The 20,373-nt window shown below is 58.9% G+C and carries 37 protein-coding genes; 26 read left to right on the forward strand and 11 right to left on the reverse strand.

The window, feature by feature from the left end; translation table 11 throughout:
* Positions 1 to 79 precede the first annotated feature (79 nt).
* Together NKJ23_RS16045 and NKJ23_RS16050 are read right to left on the reverse strand one after the other, a co-directional pair.
* Positions 80 to 463: a hypothetical protein gene (locus NKJ23_RS16045; protein ID WP_352680988.1), complete on the reverse strand. Its 384-nt coding sequence runs from the start codon at positions 461 to 463 to the stop codon at positions 80 to 82.
* Positions 464 to 494: 31 nt separating this feature from the next.
* On the reverse strand, positions 495 to 755 hold the full coding sequence (locus tag NKJ23_RS16050) for a hypothetical protein (protein WP_352680990.1): 261 nt from the start codon (positions 753 to 755) through the stop codon (positions 495 to 497).
* Between the two features lie 165 nt (positions 756 to 920).
* Here NKJ23_RS16050 and NKJ23_RS16055 point away from each other — a divergent pair, with 165 nt between their 5' ends.
* Genes NKJ23_RS16055 through NKJ23_RS16065 form a run of 3 tightly spaced genes read left to right on the forward strand, consistent with a single transcriptional unit; the run spans position 921 to position 1,580 of the window.
* Positions 921 to 1,217: a hypothetical protein gene (locus NKJ23_RS16055; protein WP_352680992.1), complete on the forward strand. Its 297-nt coding sequence runs from the start codon at positions 921 to 923 to the stop codon at positions 1,215 to 1,217.
* Positions 1,210 to 1,410 carry a hypothetical protein gene (locus NKJ23_RS16060; RefSeq protein ID WP_352680994.1) on the forward strand — a complete coding sequence of 67 codons (201 nt, stop codon included), beginning with the start codon at positions 1,210 to 1,212 and terminating at the stop codon, positions 1,408 to 1,410. Before NKJ23_RS16055 ends, NKJ23_RS16060 begins: the two co-directional genes overlap by 8 nt.
* Positions 1,407 to 1,580 carry a hypothetical protein gene (locus tag NKJ23_RS16065; RefSeq protein WP_352680996.1) on the forward strand — a complete coding sequence of 58 codons (174 nt, stop codon included), beginning with the start codon at positions 1,407 to 1,409 and terminating at the stop codon, positions 1,578 to 1,580. Before NKJ23_RS16060 ends, NKJ23_RS16065 begins: the two co-directional genes overlap by 4 nt.
* Before the next feature lie 27 nt (positions 1,581 to 1,607).
* On the opposite strand, the gene NKJ23_RS16070 is transcribed toward NKJ23_RS16065, so the two are convergent.
* A complete protein-coding gene (locus tag NKJ23_RS16070) occupies positions 1,608 to 2,483 on the reverse strand; it encodes an ATP-dependent DNA ligase (RefSeq protein ID WP_352680998.1) in 876 nt (291 codons plus the stop codon).
* Between the two features lie 272 nt (positions 2,484 to 2,755).
* Between NKJ23_RS16070 and NKJ23_RS16075 the strand changes: the two genes are divergently transcribed.
* The 22 genes from NKJ23_RS16075 (at position 2,756) to NKJ23_RS16180 (ending at position 13,221) form a co-directional block, all read left to right on the forward strand.
* Positions 2,756 to 3,349 carry a DUF7168 domain-containing protein gene (locus NKJ23_RS16075; RefSeq protein WP_352681000.1) on the forward strand — a complete coding sequence of 198 codons (594 nt, stop codon included), beginning with the start codon at positions 2,756 to 2,758 and terminating at the stop codon, positions 3,347 to 3,349.
* 14 nt (positions 3,350 to 3,363) lie between these two features.
* Positions 3,364 to 4,332: a hypothetical protein gene (locus NKJ23_RS16080; RefSeq protein ID WP_352681002.1), complete on the forward strand. Its 969-nt coding sequence runs from the start codon at positions 3,364 to 3,366 to the stop codon at positions 4,330 to 4,332.
* Positions 4,333 to 4,819: 487 nt separating this feature from the next.
* A complete protein-coding gene (locus tag NKJ23_RS16085; protein ID WP_352681003.1) occupies positions 4,820 to 5,170 on the forward strand; it encodes a hypothetical protein in 351 nt (116 codons plus the stop codon).
* A gap of 13 nt (positions 5,171 to 5,183) precedes the next feature.
* Positions 5,184 to 5,714, forward strand: coding sequence for a hypothetical protein (locus tag NKJ23_RS16090; RefSeq protein ID WP_352681005.1), 531 nt, complete (start codon positions 5,184 to 5,186; stop codon positions 5,712 to 5,714).
* A complete protein-coding gene (locus tag NKJ23_RS16095) occupies positions 5,711 to 6,319 on the forward strand; it encodes an HAD family hydrolase (RefSeq protein ID WP_352681007.1) in 609 nt (202 codons plus the stop codon). Before NKJ23_RS16090 ends, NKJ23_RS16095 begins: the two co-directional genes overlap by 4 nt.
* A 52-nt stretch (positions 6,320 to 6,371) precedes the next feature.
* Positions 6,372 to 6,551, forward strand: coding sequence for a hypothetical protein (locus NKJ23_RS16100; protein ID WP_352681009.1), 180 nt, complete (start codon positions 6,372 to 6,374; stop codon positions 6,549 to 6,551).
* Positions 6,552 to 6,555: 4 nt separating this feature from the next.
* Complete coding sequence (locus tag NKJ23_RS16105; RefSeq protein WP_352681011.1) at positions 6,556 to 6,810, forward strand: helix-turn-helix domain-containing protein; 255 nt, start codon at positions 6,556 to 6,558, stop codon at positions 6,808 to 6,810.
* A complete protein-coding gene (locus NKJ23_RS16110; RefSeq protein WP_352633464.1) occupies positions 6,807 to 6,968 on the forward strand; it encodes a hypothetical protein in 162 nt (53 codons plus the stop codon). Before NKJ23_RS16105 ends, NKJ23_RS16110 begins: the two co-directional genes overlap by 4 nt.
* Positions 6,968 to 7,384, forward strand: a complete 417-nt coding sequence (locus tag NKJ23_RS16115; RefSeq protein ID WP_352681012.1) for a nucleoside triphosphate pyrophosphohydrolase family protein — start codon at positions 6,968 to 6,970, stop codon at positions 7,382 to 7,384. The genes NKJ23_RS16110 and NKJ23_RS16115 overlap by 1 nt, the downstream gene beginning before the upstream one ends.
* Positions 7,384 to 7,653, forward strand: a complete 270-nt coding sequence (locus tag NKJ23_RS16120; protein WP_352681014.1) for a hypothetical protein — start codon at positions 7,384 to 7,386, stop codon at positions 7,651 to 7,653. The genes NKJ23_RS16115 and NKJ23_RS16120 overlap by 1 nt, the downstream gene beginning before the upstream one ends.
* Positions 7,635 to 7,832, forward strand: a complete 198-nt coding sequence (locus tag NKJ23_RS16125) for a hypothetical protein (RefSeq protein WP_352681016.1) — start codon at positions 7,635 to 7,637, stop codon at positions 7,830 to 7,832. Before NKJ23_RS16120 ends, NKJ23_RS16125 begins: the two co-directional genes overlap by 19 nt.
* Complete coding sequence (locus NKJ23_RS16130) at positions 7,829 to 8,518, forward strand: DUF5662 family protein (RefSeq protein WP_352681018.1); 690 nt, start codon at positions 7,829 to 7,831, stop codon at positions 8,516 to 8,518. The genes NKJ23_RS16125 and NKJ23_RS16130 overlap by 4 nt, the downstream gene beginning before the upstream one ends.
* Before the next feature lie 13 nt (positions 8,519 to 8,531).
* Positions 8,532 to 8,699, forward strand: coding sequence for a hypothetical protein (locus tag NKJ23_RS16135; RefSeq protein WP_352681020.1), 168 nt, complete (start codon positions 8,532 to 8,534; stop codon positions 8,697 to 8,699).
* Positions 8,696 to 9,559: a dATP/dGTP diphosphohydrolase domain-containing protein gene (locus NKJ23_RS16140; protein WP_352681022.1), complete on the forward strand. Its 864-nt coding sequence runs from the start codon at positions 8,696 to 8,698 to the stop codon at positions 9,557 to 9,559. The genes NKJ23_RS16135 and NKJ23_RS16140 overlap by 4 nt, the downstream gene beginning before the upstream one ends.
* A complete protein-coding gene (locus NKJ23_RS16145) occupies positions 9,556 to 9,801 on the forward strand; it encodes a hypothetical protein (RefSeq protein WP_352681024.1) in 246 nt (81 codons plus the stop codon). Before NKJ23_RS16140 ends, NKJ23_RS16145 begins: the two co-directional genes overlap by 4 nt.
* A 48-nt stretch (positions 9,802 to 9,849) precedes the next feature.
* Positions 9,850 to 10,446 (forward strand): HNH endonuclease, encoded by a 597-nt coding sequence (locus NKJ23_RS16150; protein WP_352681026.1) that lies wholly within the window; start codon positions 9,850 to 9,852, stop codon positions 10,444 to 10,446.
* A 14-nt stretch (positions 10,447 to 10,460) separates the two neighbouring features.
* Complete coding sequence (locus tag NKJ23_RS16155) at positions 10,461 to 10,739, forward strand: DUF2312 domain-containing protein (protein WP_352681028.1); 279 nt, start codon at positions 10,461 to 10,463, stop codon at positions 10,737 to 10,739.
* Between the two features lie 5 nt (positions 10,740 to 10,744).
* Positions 10,745 to 11,299, forward strand: a complete 555-nt coding sequence (locus NKJ23_RS16160; RefSeq protein ID WP_352681130.1) for an NUMOD4 motif-containing HNH endonuclease — start codon at positions 10,745 to 10,747, stop codon at positions 11,297 to 11,299.
* A gap of 15 nt (positions 11,300 to 11,314) precedes the next feature.
* Complete coding sequence (locus NKJ23_RS16165; RefSeq protein WP_352681030.1) at positions 11,315 to 11,695, forward strand: hypothetical protein; 381 nt, start codon at positions 11,315 to 11,317, stop codon at positions 11,693 to 11,695.
* A 2-nt stretch (positions 11,696 to 11,697) separates the two neighbouring features.
* Positions 11,698 to 12,075 carry a hypothetical protein gene (locus NKJ23_RS16170; RefSeq protein ID WP_352681032.1) on the forward strand — a complete coding sequence of 126 codons (378 nt, stop codon included), beginning with the start codon at positions 11,698 to 11,700 and terminating at the stop codon, positions 12,073 to 12,075.
* Entirely contained in the window at positions 12,075 to 12,308 is a 234-nt protein-coding gene (locus NKJ23_RS16175; RefSeq protein ID WP_352681034.1) for a hypothetical protein, read from the forward strand. The genes NKJ23_RS16170 and NKJ23_RS16175 overlap by 1 nt, the downstream gene beginning before the upstream one ends.
* A gap of 94 nt (positions 12,309 to 12,402) precedes the next feature.
* On the forward strand, positions 12,403 to 13,221 hold the full coding sequence (locus tag NKJ23_RS16180) for a class I SAM-dependent methyltransferase (RefSeq protein ID WP_352681036.1): 819 nt from the start codon (positions 12,403 to 12,405) through the stop codon (positions 13,219 to 13,221).
* A 376-nt stretch (positions 13,222 to 13,597) separates the two neighbouring features.
* Here the strand turns inward: NKJ23_RS16180 and NKJ23_RS16185 are convergent, their stop codons facing one another.
* From NKJ23_RS16185 to NKJ23_RS16220, 8 genes are all read right to left on the reverse strand, one after another.
* Positions 13,598 to 14,824: a hypothetical protein gene (locus tag NKJ23_RS16185; protein WP_352681038.1), complete on the reverse strand. Its 1,227-nt coding sequence runs from the start codon at positions 14,822 to 14,824 to the stop codon at positions 13,598 to 13,600.
* 36 nt (positions 14,825 to 14,860) lie between these two features.
* A complete protein-coding gene (locus tag NKJ23_RS16190; protein ID WP_352681040.1) occupies positions 14,861 to 15,103 on the reverse strand; it encodes a hypothetical protein in 243 nt (80 codons plus the stop codon).
* Positions 15,100 to 15,408 (reverse strand): hypothetical protein, encoded by a 309-nt coding sequence (locus tag NKJ23_RS16195; protein ID WP_352681042.1) that lies wholly within the window; start codon positions 15,406 to 15,408, stop codon positions 15,100 to 15,102. Before NKJ23_RS16195 ends, NKJ23_RS16190 begins: the two co-directional genes overlap by 4 nt.
* The gene (locus NKJ23_RS16200; RefSeq protein ID WP_352681044.1) at positions 15,371 to 15,790 is read right to left on the reverse strand and encodes a hypothetical protein; all 420 of its coding nucleotides are present in this window, start codon (positions 15,788 to 15,790) and stop codon (positions 15,371 to 15,373) included. The genes NKJ23_RS16195 and NKJ23_RS16200 overlap by 38 nt, the downstream gene beginning before the upstream one ends.
* Positions 15,791 to 15,863: 73 nt before the next feature.
* Positions 15,864 to 18,614 carry an SGNH/GDSL hydrolase family protein gene (locus NKJ23_RS16205; protein WP_352681046.1) on the reverse strand — a complete coding sequence of 917 codons (2,751 nt, stop codon included), beginning with the start codon at positions 18,612 to 18,614 and terminating at the stop codon, positions 15,864 to 15,866.
* A gap of 11 nt (positions 18,615 to 18,625) precedes the next feature.
* Positions 18,626 to 19,315, reverse strand: a complete 690-nt coding sequence (locus NKJ23_RS16210) for a hypothetical protein (protein WP_352681048.1) — start codon at positions 19,313 to 19,315, stop codon at positions 18,626 to 18,628.
* Positions 19,312 to 19,590, reverse strand: a complete 279-nt coding sequence (locus NKJ23_RS16215; protein WP_352633498.1) for a hypothetical protein — start codon at positions 19,588 to 19,590, stop codon at positions 19,312 to 19,314. The genes NKJ23_RS16210 and NKJ23_RS16215 overlap by 4 nt, the downstream gene beginning before the upstream one ends.
* Positions 19,590 to 20,111 (reverse strand): peptidoglycan recognition protein family protein, encoded by a 522-nt coding sequence (locus NKJ23_RS16220; protein ID WP_352681050.1) that lies wholly within the window; start codon positions 20,109 to 20,111, stop codon positions 19,590 to 19,592. The genes NKJ23_RS16215 and NKJ23_RS16220 overlap by 1 nt, the downstream gene beginning before the upstream one ends.
* A gap of 17 nt (positions 20,112 to 20,128) precedes the next feature.
* On the opposite strand from NKJ23_RS16220, the gene NKJ23_RS16225 reads away from it, so the two are divergent.
* Complete coding sequence (locus NKJ23_RS16225; protein ID WP_352681052.1) at positions 20,129 to 20,326, forward strand: hypothetical protein; 198 nt, start codon at positions 20,129 to 20,131, stop codon at positions 20,324 to 20,326.
* Positions 20,327 to 20,373: the final 47 nt, after the last annotated feature.

Raw genomic sequence — 20,373 nt, forward strand, 5'->3', positions numbered from 1 at the left:
GATCGACCGACACACGGCGCCGACCCGTCGGAGAAATAGACCCGTCGGAGAAATAGACCCGTCGGAGAAATAGACCCATTCACAGATTTATGCCATCTTGGACGCACCAATCATAAACTGATTGCGCGCTAATAGTGCCGCCGCCGATGGTAACTGTAGAAAAACCGTAGCCAGTAGTCTGTCCGGCTTTGGATTTATATGTGAGAAGAAGACCGTGGAACGGTGTAAAACCACCGTATCCGCCAAATGAATTTTTGGCGTTCACTAGACCGCAGGCTATGTCGGCACCCTCGACTTGCTTTATCGCCAGCAATCCTTTGAATTTGGCACTGTCAGGGTCTTTTAGAGACTCCTTTACGCCGTCTTGAATGGCTTTTTCCTGCGCCTGATTGACGCCGTGAGGTTCAAACGCCAAGGCAGGCGATGTCGCCGCCAGGATGGCCACCAACAATGCTGCTCTCATGAAAACCTCCCCCGGAGAAAATCAAACAGGCTCAACTACGCCGCTCTAATACCGGAACCGTCTTGGTCTCGCAATCGTACCCACCCGTCTTGGCCGTCTCGACGATCCTGCCACCCTCGCGCAGCATCACGTTCGACCAGGTGCGTTGCGTCAGCGTCGCCTCGAAGGCAGCTTTCGCCACGACGAAATTGTTCATCTCCCCTACCCGTTCGACAGTATTTCCCTCCCCATCAACACATTCGATGAGGTAGCTATAGTCATAGATTTTTCGTGATCCCATGGCGATCTCCATTCGATGGATCGCCGCACTCGGTCGAGCAAAGCATGTTCTCATTTCGTTCTCAAGGGCCACCCCAGAGAAATCTGCACCCCGGAGAAAATCAGATCGGTCGCATGATTTCACTTGACGACTACAAATCTTTCACGTTAAAAGTGAAAGCAGAGACAGGAGACCGCCGTGAGCAACAACGCCGAACTCGCCAAGAAGCGCGCACCCACTGCCGCCAAGATCAAGAAGCGCGGCCCATGCAAGTTCGCTGGTATCCAGCCAGATAGGGCGGGCAAGATCGTCATGCGTAGCTTTTCGGTCTGGCCGTGCAGCGCCCCGCTGCCCGAGTTGCCCGCGCTGCCGGCGTCGATCACGAACAGCTACGGCTACACCTGGCCGCCACGGCGAACCTACGTTGATCGGGAGGCATGTGCCGAGTGTCCATGCTGGGCTGCCCGAGAGGAAAAGGAGGTTGGACTTGGCTGAGATCACCTGGACGCAAGCAGAACTCGACACGTTCGACCAGATCACGAGCTTGCTTTCGTCGCTGCATCAGATGGACCGTATCGGTGCGCGGCTCGACATCAAGAAGTTTGAGGCCGAGCACGGCAAGGCGAAGTGCGAAGCCATGTTCGCGGTCCTGCAAGAGCGTGACGCCAAATTGAAGGGTGGCAAGTGAAGAAGCCTCTCGAACAGCGCATTCTCGAAGCCGAGGAAATGGCCAGTCGTCTCCTTGCCGACGCAAACGAAGCGTCCGAATCCGGCAAGAAGGTCAAAGCCGAAGAACTCTACAATCGTGGACAGTTCTGGCTCGATCGCGCAAACAAACTGAGAGGGTGGGGCGAGTGACGTCGCGACTTGAGGTCGCCCACAGCCTTAGTCTTCTTCGCTGAAGCCCAACAGCGACGCATGGCGTATGTAGTTGTGCTCGCCCCGAAGATGCTTCACGCGCAGCCTGAGCCCAGGCTCGACCCACTGCGTATCCGGCCGTTTGCGCAAAGCCTTGGGCGGTGGCCCTGCATGATCCTTGACCCGCTTCCATAGCCGGTCCTTCATGTCGCGGCCCAAGGTGATGAACGCCGATCCGACATATTTCCCGGTGCCAGGCTCGGCCAGCAGGGCGAATGCTGCCTTGCCCTGCTCCCGCTTGACACCGAGCAATTCGAATTCATCGACCGTAAAGCTCTTGGTCTTCAGCCAATTCGACGTTTGGCCGCTCCGATATTTGCTGTCGGCTCGCTTCGACACGATGCCTTCCAAGCCGGCTTGGTCAACCAGGTAGAAGATCGCCTTTGGGTCACCCGGCAGCGCTTCACTGAATTGAATCCTGCTCTTCGGCTTCATGATGCTGTGGAGCATTTCGCGGCGCGCCTTGCAGCCGATGTCGCGCAGATCGTAGCCGTTCAGGTGCATGATATCGAAGGCGCCGAGATACATGGCATACGGATCGCTGTGGACGGCCTTCTGAAGCGCACCGAAATCGGGCAGCCCGGCCTTGTTGGCTACGATCGCCTCCCCTTCAAAGATCGCGTTCTCGACCTCAAGCTCTCTCGCAGCCTCGACGATGCCCGCGAACTTCTTCGTCCAGTCGGCACCGGACTTGGTGAACACGCGGATATCCTCGGGATTGTTGATGACGACCTGAGCCCGGTAGCCGTCGAGCTTGATTTCGTGAGTCCAGTCGTCGCCCTCGGGCGGCTTTGTGACCAGCTTGGGCTCCATGGGAGGGATAAACGCGAGCCTTCCGGCCATGCAAACTCCACGCAACAGCACGCGATTCAATAAACTTTGATCGTTTCGGTTCCATGAACAGCATCTGTCCCGCCAGCCGAGTCCACACAAATTTCACTTTTAAGTTGACATTCACCAATTGCCGTGTGAATGTCGGACATCAAACGAGGCCACCAGCCATGATCACCAGCCGAGAGAAAATCGCCCGTATTGCCCGCGCCCTGTCTGCCAGGACAGTTGAGAACGGCTGCACGGAAGATGAGGCAATTGCGGCCGCGCAGAAGCTGGCCGAGATGCTGGGCGCCTACAACATGACGCTCGATGAGGCGATGCTGCGCGAGCAGGTCTTCGCTCAGCACCAGGAGCGCCGCGAGGACGCCATAGGCGATCGACTGTGGAAGCCGGCCAAGGCGATCTCATTCCTCACCGGCGCCCGCTACTGGACCTCTGCGGCTGGCGTGTGGCCCGTCTCGATCTCCTTCTTCGGCTTTGACCACGAAGTTGAGGTCGCAAAGTACCTGCTGGCCATCTGCGGCCGTGCCATGGAAGACGGGCAGCGCCGCATCGAGAAGCAGCACGCTCTCATCAACAAGGCACGGCGCCGTTCCCATGTGTTGGCTTACCTCGACGGCATGGCCGACACGCTGCATCGCCGCATCCAGGCGCTCAAGCCGAAGGAGCCCACGGGCACCGGGCTGATCGTTCTACGTGATGCCCTGATCGACGCAGGGCTTGCCGCCGCCAACATCGCCATCAAGGACGCGCGCGTCCGGCCGAGCCGCGATTTCGATCCGTCCTACGCGGCCGGCGCCTTGGCTGCCGAGCGCGTGCGGCTCGATCGCGGCGTGCGTGGTCCCGAAAACGATTCCCGAAACCTGTTGTCATAAGGAGGAATTGCCACATGACCGACCCCGAAGCACCAGCCGCACCGGTGGCAGTGAGCATCAAGCCAATGAGGTTGAGCGACGGTCAATGCGATTATTTCGTATCGTTCGAGCATGGTGGCCGCGAGGTCACGCCTCACGTCTTCCGCGATCGCTTCAAGGCTGAATACCATGTTGCGCTCTACCGGTGGCTGTTCGGCCAAGGTGACGAGCCGGATATCATGGAATTCGACAAAGACGAATGGCCGGCTCGGACATATACCGAGGAAGAAAACCAGGCGTTCGCCGCCGTCGAAGCCGCTAATGAGCAGCTACGCACCACCATAGACGAGATGTGGGCTCAATTTGACCGGTTGCGGGACGCCACGAACAGGCGCAAATGCGGTCAGGCATTCATGGTCGGAGGTCGGAGTGTTGCGCCATGGGGCATTGTAGACCACGCCATATCCGCGCTCGACCTGTCAATGATGCGCGGCGACCGCATCGAAGATCAGCAAAAAGAGATCGACCGGCTTCGTGACACCCTCTCCAAGGCCCAAGCCGCCCCTGCCACTCTCAGCAATCCCGAAGCGCCAGCCGCACCGGTGGGCGAGGACCAGATCAAGCACATGGTTGGCCGCTTCCTGATGTGGAAGCTCCCGGAAGACTTCCGGCCAGATCATGGCATTTCGTACACCAACCCGTATCCCCACATTCCGACGCTTCCCGGCCCGATGGGAACGAACATTTTCGACGCCGTGCAGGCCGAAGCGATGGTGCGGCACATGATCGACGGGATGCCCGCCCCAACATCGGCGGTGGATGGGGATACTATTCTCCTAAAGCGGGTGATAAATCCACTGTTCACCTTCTATCGCAATTGTAGATACAAGGTGGTCAATCGCACTGGATACGGGTTCCTGCTGGAAGATGAGCGGGGAAACCGTGCGACGGTGCACGAGAGCTTCATCGTTGACGAAGCCGCCCTCATTCCTGTGCAATCATGAGGTTACAGAAACAGCGTCACAACACAGCCGATCCCGCGCTCGGAGACTGCTTCCGAACCTGCATTGCAGTGATCCTTGAACTGGATCGAGACGAAGTACCTCTCTTCCTTGCCGGCGACGGGCCGGGACAGTCCACGGCAGCGGCCGAATGGCTACGAGCGCGCGGTTTCGACATTATCGAGACTTGGTTTGAAGCGGTTTCTCCCGCCGATGCTTTCGGTACGATGCACAAATGGCTGGGCGACGGGTACCCTTATCTACTCTACGGCGCGACTAGTCAGAATACATGCCATGCCGTCGTCGGGTGCGGCGCTGAAATGGTTTGGGACCCTTCGCACTATGATGCGAGGATAGTAGGCCCGCTCCCCGGCTGCGATTTCTATGGCGGTGCCGCCGTATGGCGTGAAAGGACAGTTGCTGGAAGAAGCCTCGCCGCGCTCTCAGAGGCCCAAGCCGTCCCCGCCAGTGGGGCGGGGGATTCGCTGTGATGAGCTTTCACTGGTTCCGCAAGGCGAAGGACTTAGTGTCGCCCCTCCCCGACCTGCGTGCCGTGCCCGATCAGACGCACGCCGGGCTGACGATGGATTGGCTGATCGCAGCCATGGCCGAGAACAAGGAAGTTCCACGAGTTGGTGATGTGATTGTCGAAATACAGTCTTGCTCGATGGGCATGACCGTTCGTCGGGACATCCGCCACCGGGTCACCGGGCCGGCACGTCGAATGGGCTGCGCGGATTGCGTTCCGACCGTCGCCGAGGACGGCAGCAAGGACACTCTGAGTGTCTTCTACATGCGGCGCCACAAGACGCTCGCCCGCACCTGGACCTTGATGAACTGAAGGGAATTACGACGTGACTTGCATCGTCGGACTTGTCGATAAAGGCCGTGTCTATCTAGGCGGCGACAGCGCTAGCATAGACGGCACCGACATCACCCTGCGGGCTGATCCGAAGGTGTTTCGCAATGGCGATTTCGTCATGGGCTACACCACGTCGTTTCGCCTGGGCAACCTGCTGCAGCATAGCCTCGTGCCACCGCGTCATCACCCCGACGACGACATCCGCAAGTTCATGGTGACCGAATTCATCGACGCTGTTCGGGACTGCCTGAAGAACGGTGGCTACGCCGCCACGGGGACCGACGCGGAAGCGGGCGGCACCTTTCTCGTCGGCTATCAGGGGCGCCTGTTCAGTATCCAGGACGACTACCAGGTGGGCGAAGGGCTCGACGGCTTCATGGCCTGCGGCTGCGGCGAGAAGTACGCCCTCGGCAGCCTGGGCACCAGCACGGGCCGCCCGCGCGATCGTGTTCTAAAGGCGCTGTCACTGGCCGAACGATGGAGCGCAGGGGTCCGCGCACCGTTTCACCTCGAAGTGATTTGAAAAAGGAGATCGTGATGACCCAAGTCAACATGCATTTCATTCTGGACTGTGACGATGTGCTGCTCGACTGGCAGCGCGGCTTCCGGCATTGGCTCCGTGCCAACCACGACATTATGCCCAATCAGGGCGGGCCGAGTTCCTGGTCGCTGGCTGCCTGGCTGGGCGTGACGGAAGCACGCTCTTTCGAACTGATTTCCGGCTTCAACGCCTCGCAAGCCTTCGGTGAACTCTACGCCATGGACGGTGCGATCGACGCCGTGGCCAAGCTCCACCAGGCCGGGCACCGTTTGACGGTGCTGACCAGTTGCTCGGCCGATCCTGTCGTCCTGGCGCGGCGCAAGGAGAACCTGCAGCGAGTGTTCGGCGTCATGATCGAGCGCGTTATCTGCCTCGCCCTCGGCGAGAGCAAAGCTGGGTGGCTCGAAGTGCTCAAGTCGGGCATCTGGATCGAGGACAACTATAAGAACGCCATGGTCGGCTCCGATGCCGGGCACATAACCTACATGATGCGGCGTCGCCACAACCGCGCTGATGAGGCGACTGCCCCCAATCGCAGCATCACTTGGATCGACGATTGGCGTCCGGTAGTATCACTTTTTAGTTGATTTTCTCGAAATTAACGTGATACTTGAAACCGTGAAACCTCGGAGAAAACTCGTGAAGAAGACCCACATTCGCACCACGTCGCTGCTCGCAGTGGCCCTTGCCTTGGCCGGCTGTTCCGCCACGACCAACGGCAGCGGCAACCGTGACTACACCGACACTTCCTTCCAGGGTGCCGGCAATAACAACGCCATGATCTTTAGCGGCCAGTACGCAAGCCCGCATTCGTTCTGACCGTATGGGACGACGTTCAAGAGTACCGCGTGTCGCCCCGCGTACCGCCTCGAAGACAGTCAGACGGCTGTTTGCCATCCTTCGCGAGCGGCGCATTGCCCAGGCCGATTTCGCCGCCGCGATCGACTACAGCACGCCCGGCGTCGCCTACTGGAAAAGCGGCCGTACCGAACCGCGCATCACCGATCTCGAAGCTGCCTTGTCGGTTCTCGGGCTCGAACTGCAAATCGTCGAAAGCAAAAAGGAGACAAGTCTGTGAGACATCTCGCGCAACTCGTCGGCATGTATGTGCTCGGCGTTGCCACGCTCGCCGTGGTACTGGTCGGCGCCATCCAGGTTGATTCATACGACTGCACGCGGCGCTATCACGCCGCATCGTGCCAGCGCGTCGTCCTGTTGCCGTGGGAGGCACGCTGATGGACGCCGAAACAGGAGCGTTCGTCTGCCTGAGCCCCGAGGAGATGGCCGCCTACGAAGGTGTGGAGGCCATGCAGAGGATCGTCCACGAGACGGCCGTCAACGCGGGTTGGCATCTCGACCGCAAGACCGGGCTCCCAATCGAGCGCAATTTCGGGGAAGTCATCGCGCTCTGTCATTCCGAGTTGAGCGAAGCGCTGGAGGCTCACCGCAAGGGCAACGGGCGCGACGACAAACTGCCCTGGCACGATGCGATGACGGTAGAACTCGCAGATGCGGTCATCAGGATTTTCGACATTGCCGGCGCTCGGAAGTTGAACCTGGCTGCGGCAATCCTGGATAAAAACAAGTTCAACAAGACCCGCGCGGACCACCAGCTGGCAAACCGCAACGCCGTTGGCGGAAAGGCGTACTGATGGCCGTACGCCTGCGAACCGTTGGCGACGTGCGGATAGCGCTCTGCGCTGCTGAAACCGATCCCATGCCCGGCGATGTCTATCTCGATGACACCGATCACTACGCTCTAGCCGCGAAGTTCCGCCTCGACTGGCAGGATCAACCGGGCGGCTGGCCTGATTATCCCGTCGAATGGGCGATCATGGCAACTCAGAAATTGCGCGATGCTGAGACCGAGTTGAACACATGGCTGGATCGTGAGGCTGCGTCATGCGCACCGAAAAGCTGACCATCCGCCTCGGCGAGGACTGGCAGGGTAATCGCAACACGAACGCCACCTACGTGGACAGCGACGGCCATTCTCGGTCGACTCGCATCAACGGCTGGGTGCCCGAGCATGTCGTCCAGGCGTCCCTCGCGGCGCACCGGCGCGGCGTTGCCCGTAACCAGGAAGGAGTCATGTCATGATCGACCGCAAGACGTTCACCGTCCCGTTCGGCCACGTCGCGGTGCGCGATGCCGAAGGTCGCGCCACTGGCGAAGTTGTGCCAGGCAGCGAATGCTCTCGTTGCGCCGGCAGCGGCTTTGAGGACAAGGGGGGCGCGCGGCTATCGCTCGGCCGCACGTCTTGCGCCATTTGTGGCGGTGCTGGTCTTGTGCGGCGTGAAAGCGCTGCCGTCGAAGCCACCCGCAAGCACATTGCGCAGGTCCGCAAGCTTCTCGGGATGTTCGCAGCCGAGATGATCCGGCGCGGCACCGTCCACGACGCCTCCAAATTCGAACCCATCGAAATGGGACCGCTCGAAGCGATGCAGGCGATCATCGACCGCGACGGCCCAGCGCTGCCCGGCTCGGAGGAATACAAGCGCCGCACGGATATGCTCGGCCCCATGCTCGCGCACCACCGCCTGAACAACTCGCACCATCCCGAATTCTACGAGTTCGAATACGGCGGTGATTGCATGAACGGCGTCAACGGCATGGATTTGTTCGACCTGGTTGAGATGTTCTTCGATTGGCGGGCTGCCAACCTGGACAGGGATGCCGGCTCCCCGATGAGCCTGTCCCACTCGATCGAGAAATACAAGATCGATCCCATGCTGGCGTCGATCTTGCGCAACACCGCCGACCGCTTGGGCTACGCGGTCAAATAGGGAGGTTCGTCAAATGAAGCTCGAAGCCTGGCAACCGTGCAAGAAGCTTCGCGTGACCGGCACGCTCATCCGCACATACCCGAAGGGCGTTACCATCGACGATGCCAACGGCGTCCGCTGGTATGTCACAAATGATCGAGTGATCACACCGGCCGCAGAAGCCTCGGATACCCTGGTATGAGCGAGCAGTTCAAAACCGGTCCAGGTTGCGAGATGTCGCGCTCGTGCATCGATCAGTCCTACTGCCTCGGCCACTGCAAAGGACCGCAGCAGGTTTCCGGCGACGAGGTTGATGTCGCAGCGCTGAAGGCATCCCTGCTCGAAGCCGAGGCCGATGAGCGCGCCGCCACCATCCGTGCTGAGGCGGCCGAGAAACTGGTCGTCGATCTGATCCGGCAGCAAAGGCTTTCACCTTTATCAGTTACGCTTAGAAGGAGCACTGTGTTGACGACGAAACCAACCAATCCGCAGAATCCGAAGGACGCTATCGGTGTGGCCAAGTGGCGGCACTTCACCCCGGTTCCACAAACAGTAGTTGCGGAACTCGGAGTCGCACTACTTGAAGGCGCAATCAAATATAGGCGCTCAAACTACAGGGTCGCCGGTGTCCGCGCCTCGGTCTACGTCGATGCTGCCATGGGCCACATTATGCAATGGTGGGAGGGTGAAGACAACGATCCAGAGATTCCCGAACCCAGCCTCTCGCACATCATCAAAGCCATGGCTTCCCTTACAGTTCTCCGTGATGCGATGATCCAGAACATGCTGAACGATGACCGGCCACCCAAGGGAAATCTCAACCAGGTGCGCCGCGACCTGCAATCCGTGGTCGATGGGTTGTACGTCAAGTATCCAGAGCCCAAGGAGCCCCACACCGAGGTCGGTGAACAGCGGCTCAAGGACATGACGGCCGAGGCAGCAGGGGCGCAAGCTATGTCCGGAATGCGTTTCCATAGGGGAGGAGTTGTCCGCAGATCGCAGTTCCTCAGCCCCGGTGAGCGCACGTTCGACGAAGCCCTCACCGAGATCAGCAAGCCATGAGGCGCCCGTTCAGAGCAGCGGCGCAGCGCTTCCTGGTCTGGCGCTATGGCAGCGCGGCGGACTGGAACTGCACCTATCTCGAAATCGCACGCGCCACCGGCATCGACCCCAAAACGGTGTCGCTGATCTGCCGAAAGCACGGCTACGAGATCGAGCCCGACCGGGTGGCCAGGCAGTTCAGCGTCATACCCGTGGACAATTTTATTTCGCTCAACAGCCCACAACTTCGAAATCGCTATTGACGCGACTAATTTCACGTTTATAGTGACTTTCACAAACGGAGACACCGCATGGCCTACCCCAACAACATGGAGGATCGCGATTTGCAGGCCCCATTCGAGGCACTGGAATCGTGGACGCTCGCTGCTTGGATCAAGGAACTCGACAGGGTTGAAACATGGCGCGATGTGGTTGCCTTCCCCGGCTACCAGGTCAGTTCATGGGGACGAGTCAGTGGCAAACGCGTTGGCTACCTCCGGTCTGCAAAGACCAACGGCTACCACCACGTTTCGATGTCCCATGCAGGGACCGTAACGACCGTTCGCGTAGCCGTTCTCGTTGCACGAACTTTCCTCGGAGAGCCGCCGTTCGAAGGTGCCGACGCTGCCCACAATGACGGAAACACCGACAACAACCGTGTTTCCAACGTTCGGTGGGCATCGAAACTGGAGAACCAGGCCGACATTGATCGCCACGGGCACCGGGTCAAAGGGTCCGATGTTTTTGGCGCTCGCTTGACCGAAGCCGACGTTCCGATCATCAGGCGCCGCGCCATGGGCGGTGAGCGTTACGAAAACATCGCCGAAGATTTTGGAGTGTCTATCAGCACCATTTCGCTGATCAAGCTCGGCAAAATCTGGCAGCACGTTTCAGCAAACGACAAATAGGAGAGATTAGCCGAATGGATGACGACCTAGACACAGGCTTGGCTGGCGGCAGTAATGCAAGCACTGTCGCTGCGGGCCAACTTCGTTCCCTTATTGAACGGATCGAACGTCTCGAAAGTGAAAAGCAAACCATCGCCCTCGACATCAAGGAAGTCTACTCCGAGGCCAAGGGCACCGGGTTCGATACGACCGCGATGCGCGCGATCGTCCGACTGCGCAAGAAGGATCAGGCTGAGCGCCAGGAGGCCGAGTCCATCCTGGATTTATATAAGGCGGCGCTCGGCATGGTCTGATGCACATGGAAACCTGGACTGACATCATTGGCTTCGAAGGCTACTACCAGGTTTCCGATCACGGACGGGTAATGAGCCTAGCGCGGAAGATTTGGGTTTCCCCATCGGTGAGATCGGCGCGGGGATACTATCGCACAGTGAAGGCGAGAACTCTTAGACCAGCCCGTTCCTTTGAGAACGGAAGACTCTGTGCTCTGAACATTACACTGTGGCGAGATCACATCGCAAAATGCGAACTGGTTCACACGCTGGTCCTTGAGAATTTTGTTGGACCGCGACCCGAGGGAAAGTACGGCTGCCACAAGGACGATCGACCGGCCAATAATCGGTTGGACAATCTCTATTGGGGTACGCCAACCGAGAATTGCGCAGACAAAATTAGAAACGGAAAGCAACCTCGCGGAACGCAGATACCGTGGGCAAAGCTTACTGAGCAAGACGTGCTGTACATTCGAACTAACGCTTGTAACACTTCTCAGTCAGAACTTGCGACAAAGTTCGGCGTGCGTCAGCCGCAAATCAGTCGTGTCGTTAATCGACACGAATGGCAACATATTTAAAGAACGGAGACATCTATGAAACTCGGCGAACTGCGCGGCTTGATCCGCAAGACCAAGGGCAGTCCCTACGTCAACGTCTACCCCTTCCCCGGCACCGACAAAGGGTTCCGTCTCGTCTTGCAGAAGACGCCACTGCTCGAAGAACTTGAGCGCGTCTATCCGGGTGGCAAGGCGGTCGAAACCGGCCTAGAATTCAACGTTGAGACCGGGATGCTGAAATCCACGGCCTACGACGAGCAGATGGGTCTGACGTCCGAGCAGAAGGCCGCCGCCTTCGAGGGCACCACGGTTGCCACGCAATCGCCGGCCGCAGACGATGACGATCTGCTCGGCGATGTGCCGGTGAGGGGCGTAAGCCCGGTCACCAAAGACGATGACGACGATTTGCTGGTCTGACCATGGATGACGCCGCCCTCGGTCTAAAGCTCGTCACTGCGCTACGGGCTATATCCAAGTCGCGTGACGATCGCGGTGCCCCGGTCAGGGGCAAGCTCACAAGCCTGGCCCTGAACATCGGGCCGGAAGGCTGGCAGGCCATCTCGCAGTTCTGGCTGACCAACGATTGGATTGTCAGCGTCGGAAAAGACCCGGTTGCCTGCATCGTCGAGGTTCTGACCACGCCACCGAATTTGTCGGAACCCTACGAGCCGAGGAAGCGAATGACCGCTGCCATGCCTCGCTTACCTGTGAGCGAGATACTGGTCGCGGGAAAGGCACCTGAGCAGGTGTCCGTTCCGGCTAAAGACGACACCGACCTGGACGATTTGCTGGTGTGATGCTGCGCTTTTCGTATGAGTGGGTAGCGGACGACGGTGAGGATCACTGGTCCGACCATCTCTATGCGATCTACGACTCCAAGCTTGGCATGACTGACCCTATCGCCTGGACCTGGACTCGAGACGACGCAGAACGCATCGTTGACGCGCTTAACCTGGTAGACGGTCAACGCCGGCAAGCGCTCATAAAACCCAAGGCCGATCCCAACGATTTGAGCGATTTGCTCGCCTGATCAATCACTTTTAACGGGAATCTCTCATGACCTTCCACATTCGCAAGACCTGTGACCGTCCGCGTTTGGTCGGCCTATCGGGGAAGGTCGCGGCATGAGCGAGCACAGCTACGCCGACGCCTTGGTGGCATCGCAGAAGGTCCACAAGCGCAAGCCCGCTGACTTCTACCCGACGCCGCACAACGTGACGGCTGCGTTGATGGAGTTCCTTAAGCTCGATCTAGCCACGACCGCGTGGGAGCCCGCCTGCGGCAACGGCGCCATGGCTGACGTTCTCGGGCACTACCTCGGCACCGACGCCGTGTGGGCCAGCGATCTGCGTGAGGATTGCGGCTACGGCGTCGCTGGCGTCAACTTTCTGACCTGCGAGGTCAATTTCATGTGTGATTGGATCATCACCAATCCGCCTTTCAACCTGGCTGAGGCTTTCATCAAGCGCGCACTATCGATCGCGCCGAACGCAGCCTTCCTGCTGAAGTCGCAATATTGGCACGCCAAGAGTCGGATCAAGTTGTTCGAGACGCACCCACCCGCCTTCATCCTGCCGCTCACCTGGCGACCGGCGTTCCTCGAAAAGGAGCGAGGCAAAAGTCCGCTGATGGACGTGATGTGGGTCGTGTGGACGCGGGATGCCTGTGAAACAACGTATCGGCTATTGGCGCGACCGGAAGCCGAACGTGAATATGTGGAGTTTTTACATTCCCGCTTTCATTTTGAAAGTGAAACTTATATAGGAATAAATGCCCATGACCCGAAAAGGAGTCGCAGTGATGAAAAAATAGTCAATGTCAATTCATGTCTGATTGACATCTTAGGTGATTTCGTGTTGTCGAAGGAAGACACGCCACAGCTTGTCCCCCCGCCCAAATCAGAAGCATTCGCAGGCACTGATTTGACAGCGTTGTTGTATTAACGCCTACCACTCAGGGAAAAAATGTAATGAGCTTCTGTAGCCTATCTTTCGTGGGAGTCGACGCCAATGGCGAATATCCAAAACCCCTACCTTGGAATCCTATTCGATCGGGGGACTATTCTGTAGATTGCGCCACCGGTCGCGCGTACTACTTGGAGTTGCATGACTTTATGTTAGCAAAGTCTAATTCAACCTTCTTGTCGCGAGTCTTGAGCGCGCAGGTTCAGGGGGGAATTTGGGACGCGGTGGAGATTGGCTTTAGCCAGGCTATGAGCGAGCGGTTGATGCTTGCTGCGGCTTAGCCGCAGGGAGGAAGGCCATAATGTCTCCTGTTGGACAGGAGCCCGGAGGCGGTCATACTAACCGGGAAATCTCATCAGCGAATTTCGATCTCTGTGCTACCACGCGCACCTTTGTCGACGTGGTAGTTGAAGCTGCGCATCGAGCGGCCGGCGAGATACCCGTTAGCCGCGTGGTAGGCGTCTTGCGCCACCGGTGCTCGATGGGAGTAGACGTGAACCCCGCCAATTTCTTGCAGCGTGTCGTGATGGATGTGGCCGGTGTGGAAATGCCGGGTTGTCGTATCCGACCAGTCCTGCCGGCGCACGTTCGCCATGATCAGGGGCATGTCCTTGGGCTTGGCTTTGTCGCCGTGCGCGCCGCCGAGCAGATTCACGCCAAACCGACGCCAGTAGAAAGGGTTGGGACTGGTATCGACATCCACGCTTTCGGTGTTGCGGAAGTACATGCGCAGCGCCTGGCGAATGCCGACCGTTGATTCTGGATCGTGATTGCCGGGCTTCGTGACGATCTCGACGCGATCGTGTTTGGCGGCGATGTTCTCACCGGCTTCAGCCAGCAGATCGCAGGCGGTCTCCAGCACCTTGGGATAGCGCGTATCCACGTCGAGAACGTTGCCCGACCTCTCAGTCATGTTGCGGCTGTTGTCCGCGTGAAGGATGTCGCCAAGGCCGAGCATGATGGCGTGCTTGCTTTTCGGCGACTGGCCGATCAAATCGGAAACGGTCTCGCGCAGCACCTGTTTGGCGATCGACAAGTCCCAGTCGGGCCCACCCGTCTCCTTGCCGTGGGCGAACAGACCGAGGTGCCAATCGCAGAAGATGTAGGCGGTCAGGCGCTCACTGTCGCAGTCCGTGGGCCGGAGGATGTATGGCGCGCGCGGCTCGAAGTTTTCGAACGCCCGCTGGATGATGTCAATCTTCGCGTCGAGGTCCGGTCCATCCTCGCGCGTCTTGATCCACTTCGCCATGACGCGATCGTCAGGGCCGACCAGTGCCGACACGCCCTTGATGGTGTGGCCGGCCGGCAGCACGAATTCTTCACCCGATTCCGGCTTCTGCTGTATCCACTCGCGCTGCAACTCGCCATCGGGACCAAGCTGCGTCGATGTGCTGTGAATCTGGAAGCCCGGCAGGACTGGCTTCGTGCCGAGCAGTCCGCGTAGCGAGGCCACTGACAGGCGTGCAATAAACGTTGTACGTGAAAGACCGAGCGCGGCGGCGGCGGCGGCTTTGTTATTGCCGTGAGCCCGATATGCGTCGGCCGCTTGCTGCGCAAGTTCGTCGGAAAGGGGGATCGCCAAAACTGACATCCATATGCACGAGGAATTTTCAGGCGATCAGGGGTGACCTCTGAGCGCCGTCCAGATCAGGCCGAGAAAGGAAACTGTGATGATCCCCACGGCGGTGATGATGCTTTGGCGCTTGATGGTGTCGCTCGACTCGCGCCACCTGCGAAGGAACTGCATGTCAGCCTGCGCATCGAGCGGCTTGTCCACCGCGAACCCGAGAGTCAGCAGCGTCTCCTTGACCGCTTCCCGCGCCGCCTGGTTGGCGATTTCGTGAATCTCAGCTTCGGTCATTTCGGCTCCCTCGCCTTCTGCCAGGCGTCGTAGAGAGCCGCGCAGGCGTCGGTCTGGTCGTTGGCGGCGCCGATGGCGTTGTCAGCCTTCTTGTTGGCGACACTCTGCCGATCGCCGAGCACGATTCCGCTGTGGTGGTGGCGGCGACACTTGTCGGGCCAGTTGGGCATCCGACGAGCTTCCTGGACGCGCTTCTCGGCCGCTTGCAACGCGGTCTGTGCAGCCTCGGCCTTGGCCTTGTCGGTATAGGCTTGCCCGAGCAGGGCCTTATTTGTTGCGCAGCCGGTCAAGAAGGAACTGGTCAACAGTGCAGTCGCCAGAAACAGGGTGCGCCGTGATCTCTGCCAGTTCATCGGCAAGACCCTTTCTTTTGCTGTCGGTGAGAGTGAGCTTGATTTCCAAATCGACGCGGGCTGCGCGCTCGGCGTCCGCGAGCTTGCCGGCTTCCTCGGCCTTGCGGTCGGACCAGGCGCGGATGCGGCGTTCCTCGATCAGTTGCGCGTTGAGCGCATCCATCTGTGCGCCTGCAATCAGTTCGGCGGCATACTTGTTGACGGCCGTGCGAATGGCTGAGGTCTTGTCGATCCATAGCCAGGCGCCGGCCACGAGGAAGACCCACACCGGCAGCGCGAGCTTGAAGGTGAGGAACGGACGGACGAACTGCCAAGCGGCGAGAGCGATGCTCATTGACGGACCTCTGTTTCGCCCCCACTAATTGCACGTTTAAACGTGTTTCACAAGTTAAACGTGAATTTGGCCGTTACAGCGCGCCGTATGCCGACAGGTAGTAGGCTGCTCCGTCGTAGACGACCTCGCACCAAGTGTTTTGCACCAAGTCTTTCAGCCCGCCGATGTTTAGATTGAAAGCTCCGGCACCAGTTCTGGTTATCTTGAACTTGGTTTTCCCAGCGATAGCGCTAGTCGTGGACAGGGTAATAACCCGATTGGCCGTCAGAGTTCCCGTATGGCGCACCTCGGGAGTGTTGCTCGCCGGAAGAAGCGTGGAGTTAGCATCGGTAGAAATCGTCTGCTGCTTCGGGCTCCCGCCAAGATCAGCCCGCCAAGTGGCGGTGCCATCCGTCATCAGCGTCACGCTTTCGCCAGGGCGAATGACATAGGCCGAACCATAAGCAGCGAGAGCATCAGCGATGTCGCGGGCATAATACTGGATGGTAACGTCCTGATTGTCACTGGTGGCGTTGATGATCGTCTGCACCTGAACGTCAGTATTAACCCTCTCTGCAGCGCGCTGATAATTGGCGCACGGCAACTGAAAGACTTTCGAGCTTCCCGCAGCGCCCTCAAACACTAAGATTGGAGCAGTCGCCTTTTCTACATCACGAAGCGATGAGATCGAGCCCGAGGCATCTACCCTTGTTGCCCACCGACGATTGAGCCAGGACGGGCTCCCAAAGCTCTGCACCTTGGAATTGTCGTTTACCGTGACCTGATACGGGCCAGGTTGCGCATTGTCGAACGGGAAGAAATGCCGGTACTCATGAAAGAGCATGAAGGCGAAAGCGCGGTTACCCTTGTGGCTTTGATGAATGCCGTCCGAGTCATAGAACCTGTTAAGGAGATTGGCGTTCAACGCATCTTGCAGCACCTTATCGCGGTCGATCACGAAGGGATAAGTTGCTTTGATATAGACATTTTCGGCTTCCAGATCGGCGGCACCGTTCGCATAGTCATACATGGAACGCCGCTGGATTGTCATGTGGATGACCCGGAAACCGGCCGCAATTGCCTTGTCCGTGATCTGTTGCCAATTCGAGCGGTAAGCCGCGCTATTGAAGCCGCTCGAAAAGTCATTGACGTTGTGACAGAGAACGATATCCCGCGCGCTTGCCGCAAGCGGTGCAACGTCCGTATCAAAGCGGGCAAGGATAGTAGCCGAAGATTGACCGCCAATGGACGCGCAATAGATTGGGACGTTCAACAAGCCCTCGAACCAGCGCGGCCAGCCGCGACCAGAAGTCCACATGGCACCAATGCCAGCACCGCCGCCGCCGACGTCGATTGAAGTTCCAAGTGTGACGATGCCGGTTTTTTCGGTCTGGCTCGGCGCTTCCTCGATTTGCATTCCGCCGATGTAGATATCCATCGGGGCTGGTGTGATGCCGCCGAGCGGATAGTTTGCGTAATACCAGCCAAACGCAGTAGAGCTGGCAACCTGTGCTGAAAGACTAAGACGCGGATCGGCGACGACTTTAAACGTCGTTGACGTGTCTGCCTCGATCACAATTGAAATTCGGCGTGGAACCGGGCCAATCATTTTCGCGGCGCTGCCGAACGTGTTGCCGTTTGCGACAGATTGAAGCCACATGAAGCGGTTCCATGGACCCGCAATGCCTTCACTATCCGTTTCGATGAACGGTGCCCATGCCACGACAGACGCGATGTAGCGTTTGCCTGGGATCAAAGGATAATCGGATGCTCGCAAATCACGAATGCGGCAAGAGCCATAGCCACCCGTATTGGTGATGCGCTGGAGCGTGATTCCCTGCCATTTGACAGTATCACCCGCCACAAGGGTGAGCGTGTCCTTGGCATAGTGTACGTCGGTTAGGTCTTCCGACTTACTATTCCAATTGACCTGCCGCCCATAGTAAGGTGACCGAGGGACAATCGCGTTGAATGTATCGATGACTTCCGGGGGAGCTTCAAATGGCCTCTCGTTTAGTGCCTTATTGATTGCACTTTGTTCATTCGACGAGAGATTGACCCGCTTGTAGGCACCATTAACAGCTATATTGGGCGAGATATAAGTGTACTCTTCGGTGAGGTCTGCTTTTGACCTTTGGGTATCAACGGTGGCATCCCATTCGTAAAAGCCCTCTTTGCCGACATCGTTCCGATAGACGATTGGAAACGTTGCCGTGTTGAGTGCCTTAATAGCGGCGATCGCCGCAGACGGGATCGTCGACGCTGTATAGCCTCCCGCAAAGAGCGCCGCCGCCTGCGCCTGCCATTCCTTAGAGGACTTCGTGCCGGCCCCACCAGGAAGCGTTCCTTCAGCCCATGTCTGAGCAAGCAGGGCCTTGGTCCCTGCGTTGGTCTCGCTGACCCCGGCCGCGTTCTTGGAGGCGAGCGCAGCAGCGGCTGAGCTTCCTGCGTTGGTCTCGGAGGCGAGCCCAGCAGCGGCTGAGCTTGCTGCGTTGGTCTCGCTGACCCCGGCCGCGTTCTTGGAGGCGAGCGCAGCAGTGGCTGAGCTTCCTGCGTTGGTCTCGCTGACCCCGGCCGCGTTCTTGGAGGCGAGCGCAGCAGCGGCTGAGCTTCCTGCGTTGGTCTCGCTGACCCCAGCCGCGTTCTTGGAGGCGAGCGCAGCAGCGGCTGAGCTTCCTGCGTTGGTCTCGCTGACCCCAGCCGCGTTCTTGGCGTCATTGGCTTCGCCGGCAAAACCCTCTGCATCCGAAACGGCAGTATCGAGCGTCGCCTTCCGGACATCGACGGCACCCGTAAGGGTGTTCACTGCAGTCGTGAGAGCGGCGATTTCAGCTTCTACGGTCATGATTTCAAATCCTATGAGAACGCCATGGCGTTGATGTAGCGGGTTTGCGAGTCGGTGAAGGAAGTCGCCATCTGAAGCATGGCGGTCTGAATAGAAGTGAGGGGTCCAACGGCGTCCGCTATGGTGGTGATGTTCGCCCCAACCGTGATCACCATGTCGATGTGCTCGGCAACGGTTGTGACTGGTTCGATGATGGCCTCGATCGCAGCCCTATCTGCCGCCACCGCCACGCGGTCGAGACCGGTCTGCACACGATCCCCTCCGATCGCGAGACGATCTGCGGCAACTAATGCCGCATCATCGTGCGCCTCCAGGGCGGCAGCTTGCGCCAGGATGACGGCCGTTCTGGCATCATCGACCTTCGACGGTGCAACCAGTTCTGAGATGGCCGTCAGATCGGCAGTGGTAGCGTCGGGTACGGCGACGACAAACGTGGCGTACCGATCGCGGTTCCACAACTCGGGCCCGACCGCGATGCTGCACCAATAGACAGTCCCCGCCCGGCCATCCACGTTCGGCCAGAGAGGGATGCTTATGTGTCCGGCCGGGTCTGTATCGACGCTCACCGGCGCCGGCAGCACGATGTTTGAGTCGTCGTAGTCTCGTTGCGTCAGCTTGAACGTGACGGTCGCCGGATAGCTCGGCGTGCCGTCAGGATTGAGGATCGTACCGGTGACAAGGCAGGTGTCCAAGGCGCTCATTGCACGTCGTCTCCTTGCGCCGGATCGGCGGGAACATCTGAGATGAAGGTGGAAGCGGTGCCCGGCAGCATGGCTTTGAGCATCTGCCTCAAATCCATATGTCCGATGCCCATGTAGGCGCCGCTGATAGCGAGGATGAGACCGATCGCGGTTGCTGCCACGTAGGCGGCCTGCGCATAAAGGATGGAGAGGAACACCGCTGCCCAGGCCAACGCCGTGTTGGCGATGACCATGCGCTTGGTAAACCGGCGCGACGAAGACTTCGGCGGGCTCATCAAAGCTTCGCCTTGACCTCGGCACGGAAGCGATCACCGCACTCACGCGCCGTGTCGAAGGCCGGATCGAATGGCAGCATGGCGATGTCCCATTTGCCGCGCTGCTGGATACCGAGATTTGCCTGGACCTCGGCGTGGGACAGCACTGTCCTCGGCCCAACGGGGATCGTGTAGCGGCGACAGAGTTGCGCAACGACGGTGGATGCCATGTCCCATTGCGTCTTCGTCAGCGGCTGTGTGCCTGCCTGGAACGGCCGCTCGATAGCGCCGGCCATGGCGCACAGGGAAACGCCGATCGAGCCGGTGTTGCAGTTGAGCGTGTGCGCGGCGTAACCGCTTTTCGCCTTGGGCAAGGTGTTGAGGTCGATCGTCGGAATGCCACGGATCAGCCGACCGTCGTCCTCGATCAGGACGTGGTAGTGCTTGCGGTCAAAGTCCGTCGCCTTGTGGGAGCCGGCCGTCCAGTGCAACACGACTCTCTGTATTGTTGCGTTCGGGAGCCAGTCGCCTGGAAGGTTCATTCTGCGATCCTTTTCGCTTGGCGGCGCCGCCAGTTGACAAGCTCGATCATGCAGTGGTTCGGCTCGACCAATCGGTGCATGACTTGGCAGAACAGGCATTGGGTTCCGTAGCCTTCGGCCATTCGAGCGCACAAAGTCTGATCGGCACGCCCGCCGAACAGCCGGTTCAACAGACCCGAGAGACGATGGAAGTTCATGCTGTCGACGCCTTGTGAGTTCAGGCAATCAATCGCACGTTTTTGCGTGACTATCAAGTTAAACG

It is taken from the genome of Mesorhizobium sp. M0184 (assembly GCF_040322215.1).
Taxonomy (GTDB): Bacteria; Pseudomonadota; Alphaproteobacteria; order Rhizobiales; family Rhizobiaceae; genus Mesorhizobium.

Coding starts and splice junctions, on each gene's coding strand:
- NKJ23_RS16080 (WP_352681002.1), top strand. CDS start 3,364: ATGACCGACCCCGAAGCACCAGCCGCACCGGTGGCAGTGAGCATCAAG.
- NKJ23_RS16070 (WP_352680998.1), bottom strand. CDS start 2,483: ATGGCCGGAAGGCTCGCGTTTATCCCTCCCATGGAGCCCAAGCTGGTC.
- NKJ23_RS16200 (WP_352681044.1), bottom strand. CDS start 15,790: ATGAGCATCGCTCTCGCCGCTTGGCAGTTCGTCCGTCCGTTCCTCACC.
- NKJ23_RS16210 (WP_352681048.1), bottom strand. CDS start 19,315: ATGAGCGCCTTGGACACCTGCCTTGTCACCGGTACGATCCTCAATCCT.
- NKJ23_RS16220 (WP_352681050.1), bottom strand. CDS start 20,111: ATGAACCTTCCAGGCGACTGGCTCCCGAACGCAACAATACAGAGAGTC.
- NKJ23_RS16205 (WP_352681046.1), bottom strand. CDS start 18,614: ATGACCGTAGAAGCTGAAATCGCCGCTCTCACGACTGCAGTGAACACC.
- NKJ23_RS16050 (WP_352680990.1), bottom strand. CDS start 755: ATGGAGATCGCCATGGGATCACGAAAAATCTATGACTATAGCTACCTC.
- NKJ23_RS16120 (WP_352681014.1), top strand. CDS start 7,384: ATGGCCGTACGCCTGCGAACCGTTGGCGACGTGCGGATAGCGCTCTGC.
- NKJ23_RS16045 (WP_352680988.1), bottom strand. CDS start 463: ATGAGAGCAGCATTGTTGGTGGCCATCCTGGCGGCGACATCGCCTGCC.
- NKJ23_RS16190 (WP_352681040.1), bottom strand. CDS start 15,103: ATGACCGAAGCTGAGATTCACGAAATCGCCAACCAGGCGGCGCGGGAA.
- NKJ23_RS16130 (WP_352681018.1), top strand. CDS start 7,829: ATGATCGACCGCAAGACGTTCACCGTCCCGTTCGGCCACGTCGCGGTG.
- NKJ23_RS16125 (WP_352681016.1), top strand. CDS start 7,635: ATGCGCACCGAAAAGCTGACCATCCGCCTCGGCGAGGACTGGCAGGGT.
- NKJ23_RS16170 (WP_352681032.1), top strand. CDS start 11,698: ATGGATGACGCCGCCCTCGGTCTAAAGCTCGTCACTGCGCTACGGGCT.
- NKJ23_RS16180 (WP_352681036.1), top strand. CDS start 12,403: ATGAGCGAGCACAGCTACGCCGACGCCTTGGTGGCATCGCAGAAGGTC.
- NKJ23_RS16140 (WP_352681022.1), top strand. CDS start 8,696: ATGAGCGAGCAGTTCAAAACCGGTCCAGGTTGCGAGATGTCGCGCTCG.
- NKJ23_RS16085 (WP_352681003.1), top strand. CDS start 4,820: ATGAGCTTTCACTGGTTCCGCAAGGCGAAGGACTTAGTGTCGCCCCTC.
- NKJ23_RS16075 (WP_352681000.1), top strand. CDS start 2,756: ATGCTGGGCGCCTACAACATGACGCTCGATGAGGCGATGCTGCGCGAG.
- NKJ23_RS16175 (WP_352681034.1), top strand. CDS start 12,075: ATGCTGCGCTTTTCGTATGAGTGGGTAGCGGACGACGGTGAGGATCAC.
- NKJ23_RS16165 (WP_352681030.1), top strand. CDS start 11,315: ATGAAACTCGGCGAACTGCGCGGCTTGATCCGCAAGACCAAGGGCAGT.
- NKJ23_RS16160 (WP_352681130.1), top strand. CDS start 10,745: ATGGAAACCTGGACTGACATCATTGGCTTCGAAGGCTACTACCAGGTT.
- NKJ23_RS16155 (WP_352681028.1), top strand. CDS start 10,461: ATGGATGACGACCTAGACACAGGCTTGGCTGGCGGCAGTAATGCAAGC.
- NKJ23_RS16150 (WP_352681026.1), top strand. CDS start 9,850: ATGGCCTACCCCAACAACATGGAGGATCGCGATTTGCAGGCCCCATTC.
- NKJ23_RS16135 (WP_352681020.1), top strand. CDS start 8,532: ATGAAGCTCGAAGCCTGGCAACCGTGCAAGAAGCTTCGCGTGACCGGC.
- NKJ23_RS16115 (WP_352681012.1), top strand. CDS start 6,968: ATGGACGCCGAAACAGGAGCGTTCGTCTGCCTGAGCCCCGAGGAGATG.
- NKJ23_RS16145 (WP_352681024.1), top strand. CDS start 9,556: ATGAGGCGCCCGTTCAGAGCAGCGGCGCAGCGCTTCCTGGTCTGGCGC.
- NKJ23_RS16215 (WP_352633498.1), bottom strand. CDS start 19,590: ATGAGCCCGCCGAAGTCTTCGTCGCGCCGGTTTACCAAGCGCATGGTC.
- NKJ23_RS16105 (WP_352681011.1), top strand. CDS start 6,556: ATGGGACGACGTTCAAGAGTACCGCGTGTCGCCCCGCGTACCGCCTCG.